Origin of the sequence: Sphingomonas sanguinis NBRC 13937 (assembly GCF_001591005.1) — a bacterium.
Taxonomy (GTDB): domain Bacteria; phylum Pseudomonadota; class Alphaproteobacteria; order Sphingomonadales; family Sphingomonadaceae; genus Sphingomonas; species Sphingomonas sanguinis.
In genome coordinates this window covers 21,041-30,098 of record NZ_BCTY01000045.1, presented here as the reverse complement: position 1 = coordinate 30,098, position 9,058 = coordinate 21,041, and the positions used below count along the sequence as shown (strand labels likewise).

Annotated in this window: 9 protein-coding genes; 4 read left to right on the top strand and 5 right to left on the bottom strand. The window is 67.8% G+C overall.

Annotation, left to right across the window (positions count from 1 at the left end):
• Positions 1-176 precede the first annotated feature (176 nt).
• From SSA01S_RS15265 to SSA01S_RS15255, 3 genes are read left to right on the top strand one after another with little or no spacing between them, the layout of a single operon-like run.
• Positions 177-1,202 carry a glycosyltransferase gene (locus tag SSA01S_RS15265; RefSeq protein ID WP_061781051.1) on the top strand — a complete coding sequence of 342 codons (1,026 nt, stop codon included), beginning with the start codon at positions 177-179 and terminating at the stop codon, positions 1,200-1,202.
• Complete coding sequence (locus SSA01S_RS15260) at positions 1,199-2,677, top strand: oligosaccharide flippase family protein (RefSeq protein WP_061781050.1); 1,479 nt, start codon at positions 1,199-1,201, stop codon at positions 2,675-2,677. The genes SSA01S_RS15265 and SSA01S_RS15260 overlap by 4 nt, the downstream gene beginning before the upstream one ends.
• 48 nt (positions 2,678-2,725) lie before the next feature.
• Positions 2,726-3,004, top strand: coding sequence for a hypothetical protein (locus SSA01S_RS15255; RefSeq protein ID WP_061781049.1), 279 nt, complete (start codon positions 2,726-2,728; stop codon positions 3,002-3,004).
• 66 nt (positions 3,005-3,070) lie between these two features.
• Here the strand turns inward: SSA01S_RS15255 and SSA01S_RS15250 are convergent, their stop codons facing one another.
• The 5 genes from SSA01S_RS15250 to SSA01S_RS15230 all read right to left on the bottom strand — a co-directional run bounded on the left by SSA01S_RS15250 (position 3,071) and on the right by SSA01S_RS15230 (position 8,189).
• On the bottom strand, positions 3,071-3,925 hold the full coding sequence (locus SSA01S_RS15250) for a DUF4167 domain-containing protein (RefSeq protein ID WP_061781048.1): 855 nt from the start codon (positions 3,923-3,925) through the stop codon (positions 3,071-3,073).
• Positions 3,926-4,208: 283 nt separating this feature from the next.
• Positions 4,209-5,021 carry a peptide chain release factor N(5)-glutamine methyltransferase gene (prmC, locus tag SSA01S_RS15245; protein WP_061781047.1) on the bottom strand — a complete coding sequence of 271 codons (813 nt, stop codon included), beginning with the start codon at positions 5,019-5,021 and terminating at the stop codon, positions 4,209-4,211.
• A gap of 145 nt (positions 5,022-5,166) precedes the next feature.
• Positions 5,167-6,240 carry a peptide chain release factor 1 gene (prfA, locus tag SSA01S_RS15240; RefSeq protein ID WP_061781046.1) on the bottom strand — a complete coding sequence of 358 codons (1,074 nt, stop codon included), beginning with the start codon at positions 6,238-6,240 and terminating at the stop codon, positions 5,167-5,169.
• Positions 6,237-7,559 carry a histidine--tRNA ligase gene (gene hisS / locus SSA01S_RS15235; RefSeq protein WP_061781045.1) on the bottom strand — a complete coding sequence of 441 codons (1,323 nt, stop codon included), beginning with the start codon at positions 7,557-7,559 and terminating at the stop codon, positions 6,237-6,239. The genes prfA and hisS overlap by 4 nt, the downstream gene beginning before the upstream one ends.
• 48 nt (positions 7,560-7,607) lie before the next feature.
• A complete protein-coding gene (locus SSA01S_RS15230; RefSeq protein ID WP_061781055.1) occupies positions 7,608-8,189 on the bottom strand; it encodes a cysteine hydrolase family protein in 582 nt (193 codons plus the stop codon).
• Between the two features lie 140 nt (positions 8,190-8,329).
• On the opposite strand from SSA01S_RS15230, the gene SSA01S_RS15225 reads away from it, so the two are divergent.
• Complete coding sequence (locus SSA01S_RS15225) at positions 8,330-9,004, top strand: DUF1345 domain-containing protein (RefSeq protein WP_061781044.1); 675 nt, start codon at positions 8,330-8,332, stop codon at positions 9,002-9,004.
• Positions 9,005-9,058 lie beyond the last annotated feature (54 nt).

Here is a 9,058-nt window from a genome sequence, read left to right as displayed (position 1 = left end):
ACAAAAATTGCCATTTTTCTGCAAAAAATCGAAAAGCGACTGTCTTTCAGTGGGTTGGATGCTCATTCCGGCGCGCTCGGCCTGGGAACGAATTCGTCATTCGGGATTCGCACCGCCCACCCGCCTTGTTTAAGAGCCTGTTTAGCCGCTGCGTATAGGGACAGAGCGATACGAGTATGACGTCGCCCCGCATCACCGTCGCCCTTAGCGTGCATGACAATGCGGCCTATCTGGCGCTCGCATTGGACAGCATCCTGGCGCAGACGTTCGGCGACTTCGAGCTGGTGGCGGTGGATGATGGCTCGACCGACGGATCGGCGGCGATCCTGGACAGCTACGCCGCCCGCGATCCACGCGTCCGCGTTATTCATCAGAGCAACCGGGGGCTGATCGCCAGCCTGAACCTCATCATTGCCGAGGCACGGGCGCCTTATATCGCGCGGATGGACGGCGACGACATGGCCCTGCCCGAGCGGTTCGCGCAGCAGATCGCCTTTCTGGATGCCCATCCCGATCACGGACTGGTCGGCACCCAGATTCGCGGCATCACCGAGACGGGCGAACCCCGTCGCGGTCACACGGTCGACCATCCCCTGACCGCCGAGGCGATTGCCGAGGCGCTCGGGTCCAGCGTCTCGGGCTCGCCGCTCTGTCATCCGTCGGTGATGATCCGCCGCGATCTGCTGGAGTCCGTGGGCGGTTACCGCGCCGCCTATCGGCATTGCGAGGATTACGACCTATGGCTGCGGCTGGCCGAGCGGACCCGCATGGCCAATCTGCCCGAGCGGCTGCTGCTCTATCGCTATTCCGACACCCAGGTGTCGCACCGCCATGTCCTGGCCCAGCATTATGGCGCGGCCATCGCACGGCTGGCGCGGATCGAGCGGCTTCAGGGCCGACCCGACCCGTCCGATGGCTGGCAGACGCTGCCGCCTATCGAGGCGCTGGACCACGCCTTTGGCCGTCCCGGTGTCGCCCGCCAAGTTCGGGCGGAAGTGACGCGCGGTATCCTCTTCGCACCCGACACGCTGGCGGGCGAAGGCCTGCCGCTGATCATCGCGCATCTGAAGGATGGGCGGGAGGCGGGGGCGCACCGCGTGCCCGGCCTGTGGCGGGCGGTCGCGCGGCTGGTGCGGAATCACCGCCCCCGGGGCGCGTGGCAGCTGGCCCGCGCGCTGATCCAGAATCGCCCGCGCCGATGAGCGGCTCCTCGGTCCGGGGTGCGGCCCTCTGGTCGATCGGCGCGCAATATATCGCCTTTGCGATCCAGTTCGTGGTCAGCGTGCTGATCTCCCGCTTCTTCCTGAGCCCGGCCGAGATGGGGCTGTTCTCGATTGCCCTGTCCGCCGCGATGATGGTGTCGGCGCTGCAGGATTTCGGCATCCGACGTTTCGTCGCGGGCGAGCGCGACCTGAGCGAGGCGCAGGTGCGGACCTGTTTCTCGGTCTCGGTCATCTTCGCGCTGGGGATCGGCTTCGTGATCCTGGCGCTCGCCTGGCCGGTGGCGCGGTTTTACGCCAATGACCGACTGACCCCGTTGCTGGTCATCATCGCCAGTTCGTATCTGATCGTCCCATTCGGCATCGTGCCGAGCGCCATGTTGCAGCGGCGGATGGATTACCGGTCGCTGTTCCTGGTCAATGTCGGCGCGGCGGTGGTCAATGCGGCGCTGTCGCTGGGCCTGGCCTGGGCGGGCTATTCGGCCTTTGCGCTGGCTTGGGCAGCGGTGGCGCAGCAGGCGGCCCGCGCGCTGATCGGGCAGTGGCGATCGGGTATCCGGCCGCCCTTCCCGCCCAGCCTGAACGGGATCGGGCCCATCCTGCGCTTCGGAACGAACAGTTCGCTCCTCTATATCAGCGACGCCATCGCCCAGCGCAGCCCGGACCTGGTGATCGGGCGCGTGCTGACCCTGACCGCCGTCGGCCTGTACAGCCGCGCCTCCAGCCTGGGTGCGCAGTTGCAGATGCTGGTCAGCGGGGCGGTCGACGGCGTCTTCTATCCCGCCTTTGCCCGTTTGCGCGATGCGGGTGCGGAGCTGGCCGCCCCCTATCAGCGGGTGGTCGCGGCCTATAGCGGCGTGACCTGGCCCGCGATGAGCTTCCTGGCCGTCGCCGCGACGCCGATCGTGCTGATGCTCTATGGTCCGCGCTGGTCGGGGGTCGCGCCGCTGCTCACCTGGATCGCGCTGGGGCAGATTTTCTTCGCGGCCGTGCCGCTGCATTTCGAGCTGCCGATTCTGCTGGGCAAGATCCGGCGGCTGATGCTGGTCAACGCGATCGACACGGCCCTGTCCATCGGCCTGCTAATCCTGGCCGCGATGGTCAGCCTGGAATGGGCCGCGATCTCGCGACTCTTCTACGGCGTGATCTGGTTCGCCCTTTATGCCGGACTGATGAAGCCGCTGACCGGGTTCGCCTGGCGGCCGATGCTGGTCATCTATGCGCAGAGCCTGGTCGCGACGCTGGCGACGGTCGCGCCGTTGCTCGCGGTCTATCGCTGGATCGCAGGCCCGTCCTCTGTCGGCTTTGGGCTGCTGAGCCTGAGTGCGAGTGCCGGGGTGCTGGCCTGGCTGGTCGTCGTCTATGCGCTGCGCCATCCGATCCGGGTGGAGATCAACGCGATCCTGCACGGGCTCTGGTCGAAGCGGCCGATGCGCCGCAGTGTCCCCCAGCCATGAGCAGCCGGGCGGGTTGCCGGGCGGGCGACCCGCGCTCATAATCCGGCGATGAACCCTCCTCCACCCGGACTCGACGATCCCGACCAGGCGGCCTTCGCCTGGGCGCGGTTTCGGACGATGATGGCGTGGATGACCGTCGCTGCCGCCGTGGCGGTCGCCTTTGCGATGGTTGCGCTGGCGCAGGTCTATGGCCCGCTGAACGGGGTGACGATGCTGGGCGTGATCGGCGGGATCGGGGGCATGGTCATGCTGACCGGCGCGCTGATGGGGCTGGTCTTTCTCAGCTCCGGCACCGGGCATGACGAGGATGTCGATCGCCGGCCATAAAAAACCGGCCCTCCGCCGCGAGGCGAAAGGCCGGTCCTTGTCTTCATCCGAAGCAAGCGGAGCGGATCAGCCCGCCGCTGCCTCCGGCTCGACCGGGGCGGCCGCGCGGACGCGGCGACGGCGCGGCTTTTCCTCGGCCACCGCGTCCTGCTCGGGCGCGGCGCTCAGGGACGGCGGCAGGCGATCGGCGTCGAAGCCGGTCGCTTCGCCCGTATCCTGCACCTCGGCAGGGCGCTCGCGACGCGGACGACCGCGACGACGGGGGGCTTCCTCCTCGGCCTGCGGGGCCGAAGCGACCTCGGGAACCATGGCGGGAGCCGTCACGACCGGCTGCGCATCCTCGGCCATGGCGGGCTGTTCGGCGCGCATCGGGCGGCGATCCTCGCGCGGCTCACGGCGCGGGCGATCGTCGCGGTCGCGCCGGGGACGCTCTTCGCGCTGCTGATTGTCGCGCGCATACGCTTCGCGCGGCTGGTTGTCGCGCTGTTGGTTTTCTCTGGGCTGACGCTCGCGGCGCGGCTGCTCGGCCTCGCCCTGCTGCTCGCCGGGGCGGATGGGATCGCCCTCGTCGCCATAATCCTCGGCGTCGTTGTCGAAGCCGTCATCATACTGATCGTCGCGCGATTCCTCGCGCTGGCGGCGCTGATTCTGCTCCTCGAAGCGCGAGCGGGTTTCGCTCAGCACCCGGAAATAGTGATCGGCGAACTGCCAGTAATATTCGGTGTTGACCCGGTCGCCCTGGCGCTGCGCCTCGGTCGCCAGATTCTTGTACTTCTCGTACAGCTGGCTGGCGTTGCCGCGCGCGCGGTTGTCGATGCGATTGCCATTGTCGGCCCGGCCGGGATTACCACCCGGACGCTGCCCACCATTATTGTTGCCGCCACGACCGCGACGGCGGCCGGCCTGCCGATTATTGATCAAGCTGTTCGTCCTTAGTCGTCAAACCAACAAGGTCCACTTTTCCCGACACCGCGCGCGGTTCGCGCGATGCGAAGCTGTCGCACCCGATGTCGGGCGCTGCCACGGCCGCCGGACAGCAGCGACTACATGACGAAGGGTATGGGCATCGGCCCGAAGCATCGACTCCGAAAGAACGGTGCCCCGAAAAACGGTGACAATGCCGATGTTCGCGTGCCCCTGCGCCCGCTCTAGCGGGTCAGACCTATGTCCTTCAAGTGAAATATGGGGCATGGACCGCGAATGTTCAATGCGCCAGCAGCGCGCGCGGGCGTCCGCCCAGATCGCGGTGCAGGGTGACGGCTAAACCTTCCGCCTCCAGCAGGGCGGTGACCGACGCGGCCTGTTCATGCCCGATCTCGACCACCGCCGCCCCGCCGGGCGCGAGCAGACGGCGCAGTTCGGGGGCGAGCAGGCGGTAATCGTCCAGCCCGTCGGGCCCAGCGAACAGCGCGGTGCCGGGCTCGTAATCGCGCACCTCGGGCGAGAGCGGCTCGGCCGTACCGATATAGGGCGGGTTGGTGACGATGCAGTCGAACGGCCCCGCCAGCCCAGTCGCCCAGTCGCCGCACACGAACCGCGCCCGGTCGGCCAGACCACAGGCCGCGGCGTTGGCGACGGCGTATCGCAGCGCCTGCGGAGAACGGTCGACGCCCAGCCCCTTCGTCTCGCGCCACTCGTCGAGAAGGGCAAGCAGCAACGTGCCCGGCCCGGTGCCCAGGTCTAGCAGGGTCGCGGGGGCACGCCCCTTGAAGTGTCGGAGCGCTGCGTCGACCAGCGTCTCGCTATCGACGCGGGGGACCAGCGCGCCGGGGCCCACCATCAGGTCCAGTGTCCAGAAGCCGCGCGTACCGGTGATATAGGCGACCGGCTCTTGGCGCGCGCGGCGCTCGACCAGCGACCAGAAGCTGTCGGGCGCTGGACGAGTCAGGTCGAGGAGCAGAGCATTGCGCTCGATCCCCAGGGCATGGGCGAGCAGCAGTTCCGCGTCGAGCCGCGCGGTGGGGGAGAAGGCAAAACGCTCAGCAGCCTGCGCGAGCGCGGTGCGGGCGTCCGTCACCGCATACCGACCACCCCGGCAGAAGCCGGGGTCCAGGTTCGGGCGGCTAATAGGTGAAGGTCCCAGCGCGCCTCGACAGCAGCAGCAACTGGACCCCGGCCTTCGCCGGGGTGGCCCGTATTGGACGTTGGGGTCAGGTCCCCCCTCACCCATCGAGCGCGGCAAGCCGTTCAGCTTCATCCTCCGCCAGCAGCGCGCCGATCAGTTCATCCAGCTCACCCTCCAGAATCTCGGGCAGGCGGTGCAGCGTCAGGTTGATCCGGTGGTCGGTCACGCGGCCCTGCGGGAAGTTGTACGTCCGAATCCGCTCCGACCGGTCGCCCGAGCCGACCTGCGAACGCCGCGTGCCCGCGCGTTCCGCCGCCAGCCGCTCGCGCTCGGCCTCGTACAGGCGGGTGCGCAGCACCTTCATCGCCTTGGCGCGGTTTTTGTGCTGCGAGCGTTCGTCCTGCTGGATGACGACCAGCCCGGTCGGAATATGAGTGATGCGGATCGCCGAGTCGGTGGTGTTGACGTGCTGCCCGCCCGCGCCCGACGAGCGATAGATGTCGATGCGCAGATCCTTGTCGTCGATCTGGAGATCGACCTCCTCCGCTTCGGGCAGCACCGCGACGGTCGCCGCCGAGGTATGGATGCGCCCGCCCGATTCGGTGACCGGCACGCGCTGGACGCGGTGGACGCCACTCTCGAACTTCAGCTTGGCGAACACCCCCGCCCCCGCGACCGAGGCGACGACTTCCTTGTAACCGCCGGTATCAGGCACCGAGGCGGAGATCACTTCGACCCGCCAGCCCTGCCGCTCGGCATAGCGCTGGTACATGCGGAACAGGTCGCCCGCGAACAGCGCGGCCTCGTCGCCGCCGGTTCCGGCCCGGATTTCGAGCATCGCGGCGCGTTCGTCGGCGGCGTCGCGCGGCAACAGCGCCAGCGCCAGGTGGCGATCCGCCGCCGCCAGCGCGTTGCGGTTGGCGTGGAGTTCCTCCGCCGCCAGCTCGCGCAGCTCGTCATCGCCGTCCTGCGTCATGAACGCCAGGCTGTCGGCCTCCTGCCGCAACCGGCGCACCTCGGCGGCGGCGTTGGCGACCGGCTCCAGCTCGGCATATTCCTTCGACACCGCGACGAAGCGGTCCGAGGGAAGATCGCCCGTCGCCATCATCGCCTGCAATTCGTCGCGTCGCGCCTCGATCTGCGCGATGCGCTCCGCCGAGATGGTCTTCATGCGGTAGTCAGACGCTGCGCCAAGGGAGGAAGCTGCTCGCCATGATCCTCGGCGATCTCGTCCTCGAACAACAGGTCGGACAGGCTCTGCGCCACCATGTCGAGCGACACCTTGGCCTGCTCGCCGGTCTTCAACGCCTTCACCTGCACCTGGCCGTTCGCCAGCTCGTCATCGCCCAGGATCAGCGCATAGCGCGCGCCCTGGTCGTTCGCCTTGGCCATGCGACGCTTCATATTGCCGCGAAACGCCATGTCGGTCGCGACGTCCGCGCGGCGCAGTTCGGCGACAAGGCCGGTCGCGCGCAGCTCCGCCGCCGCGCCCATCGGCACGACGACCGCATCGATACCGGGCTTCTCCGGTTCGTCGAGCAGCATCGCCAGCCGCTCGACCCCGGCCGCCCAGCCTACGCCCGCCGTCGCGGGACCACCCAGCGACTCGATCAGCCCATCATAACGCCCACCCGCCAGCACGGTGCCTTGCGAACCCAGCCGGTCGGTCACGAACTCGAACGCGGTATGGCGATAATAATCGAGGCCGCGCACCAGCCGCGCATTGCGCGTCCAGGCGACCCCCGCCGCGTCCAGCCCCGCCGTTACCGCCTCGAAGAACGCGCGCGCCTCGTGGGTCAGATAGGCATCGATATCGGGCGCGGCATCGGCGATCGGCCGGTCGCGCGGGTCCTTGGAATCGAGGATGCGCAGCGGATTCTTCTCCAGCCGGACCAGGCTGTCCTCGGACAGCTGATCCCGATGCGCCTCGAAATGCGCGACCAGCGCGTCGCGCCAAGCGTCACGCGTCTCGGCATCGCCCAGCGTGTTGAGCTGAAGCGTCACGCCCTCGGCAATGCCCAGTTCGCGCAGCAACTGGTCGGCCATCACCAGCAACTCGACATCCGCCGCCGGTTCGGCCGCGCCCAGGATTTCGGCGTCGATCTGGTGGAACTGGCGATAGCGGCCCTTTTGCGGGCGCTCATAGCGGAACACCGCGCCCGAGGTGACGAGCTTGAGCGGCGCATATTGCTGCCACCCCTCGGTCAGATAGGCGCGCGCGATCCCGGCGGTGAATTCGGGGCGCAGGGTCAACAGGTCGCCGCCGCGATCGGGGAAGGTGTACATTTCCTTCGACACGACATCGGTCGTCTCACCGATCGAGCGGGCAAAGACCTGTGTATCCTCGAACACCGGCAGGTCGAGCCGCTGAAAGGCGTAGAGGCCATGGACATGCTCGAAGGTGGCCAGCACCTGCGCAAAGCGGCGCTGCTCGTCGCCGAAGATGTCCTGCGTGCCGCGCACGCGCTTGGGGGTTTCGATCCGTGCCATAGAGGTGGCGCTATCTAAGGTAGCGAAGCCTCGTGCGCTAGAGTGCGATCACGGGTCGCGGGACAACCAGTCGGTCAGCGCCAGTTCGGTCGTGGGCCGGATTTCGGCCGCCATGCTGTGCCGCATGATCGCGAGCGCCCAGCGGCGATGATCCTCGCTCTCGCTCGCCACCGTATCGCCCGGCACCCACAGGTCGTACTCGCGCATATGCGCGTCAGCCGCAGTGAAGAGCACACAGATGTCCGCCGCCACCCCGGTCAGGATGACACGAGAAACGCCCAATTGCGGCAGCAGCACCGGCAGATTGGTCGCGTAGAAGCCCGAAAATTGCGGCTTCACAAGGAAATAGTCGCTATCGCGCGGGGCCAGCGCAGCGATCAGCGCGCGGCCCGGGCTCCCCTCCCGCCCGCCATGCGCGACGATCGAGGAACGCTCGGCATGCCACTGGCCGAAATTGTCGTTGACATAGACCACCGGCACCCCGGCCGCGTCCGCCGCGTCGCGAAGCCGCACGATCCGGTCGGCGGCGGCTTCGGCGGGCGCACGCAGTTCCTCCCCACCCTCGAAATCGAGGTCGTTGATCATATCGATGATGATCAGCGCAGCGGCGTGGGGAGCGGATTCGTTCATCGCGCCGGAATGGCATGTCTGGTTGGAGCTGGCGTTGATCTGGCTCAGCGACTCCCCCCGCATCGGCGCATGGCGTCCGCCCTCGTCGCATCGATCGCGCCCATAGCCAAGTCCGCCCCGGTACGCGTACACCCTGCGTCATGACGATCTCCCGCTGGCAGCGCCTGCAAACCCAAATCGGCGACCGGATCGCGCCGCCGCGTTTCGTGCTGTTCGCGCTGATCTTGGTCGGCGCCGCGACGGGCTTGGTGCCGGTTCTCGGAATGACACGCGGTGTTCTGACCGGATTCGATGCCGCCGCTCTGCTGTTCATCGGATCGCTCCTGCCGCTGTTGCGTGAGGGACAGGCCGCGAAGATGCGTCGCCGGGCTGCGCGCAACGATGCCAATCGCGCCGTCCTCCTCGTCTTTTGCGGGATCGTGCTGTTCGTCGTGCTGGTCGCGGTCGGCGGCGAGTTGCGGGGGCGGAGCAGCGTGGTCACCATCGCGCTGGTCGTCACGACACTGATCCTCGCCTGGCTGTTCTCCAACATCGTCTATGCCCTGCACTATGCGCACCTGTTCTACAGCGCGGGCGACAAGAACAAGGCAGGGGGCGATGCGGGCGGGCTGCAATTCCCCGACACGGCCGAGCCGGACTATTGGGATTTCCTGTATTTCTCGGTGACGCTGGGCATGACCTTCCAGACGTCGGACGTGTCGATCGCGTCGCGCCGGATGCGCCGCGTGGTGACGGGCCAGTGCCTGGCGGCGTTCATCTTCAACCTGGGCGTCATCGCCTTCACGGTGAACGTGCTGGGCGGCGGGTCCGGGTAGGGCATTCCCCGAAAGGGTCTGGACGACTGGCCTATCGGGTGCCTAACCTGCCCG

Bases quoted from the DNA above. Each gene is read 5' to 3' on its own strand.
- SSA01S_RS15265 (WP_061781051.1), top strand. From the start codon at position 177: ATGACGTCGCCCCGCATCACCGTCGCCCTTAGCGTGCATGACAATGCG.
- SSA01S_RS15260 (WP_061781050.1), top strand. From the start codon at position 1,199: ATGAGCGGCTCCTCGGTCCGGGGTGCGGCCCTCTGGTCGATCGGCGCG.
- hisS (WP_061781045.1), bottom strand. From the start codon at position 7,559: ATGGCACGGATCGAAACCCCCAAGCGCGTGCGCGGCACGCAGGACATC.
- prfA (WP_061781046.1), bottom strand. From the start codon at position 6,240: ATGAAGACCATCTCGGCGGAGCGCATCGCGCAGATCGAGGCGCGACGC.
- SSA01S_RS15225 (WP_061781044.1), top strand. From the start codon at position 8,330: ATGACGATCTCCCGCTGGCAGCGCCTGCAAACCCAAATCGGCGACCGG.
- SSA01S_RS15255 (WP_061781049.1), top strand. From the start codon at position 2,726: ATGAACCCTCCTCCACCCGGACTCGACGATCCCGACCAGGCGGCCTTC.
- SSA01S_RS15230 (WP_061781055.1), bottom strand. From the start codon at position 8,189: ATGAACGAATCCGCTCCCCACGCCGCTGCGCTGATCATCATCGATATG.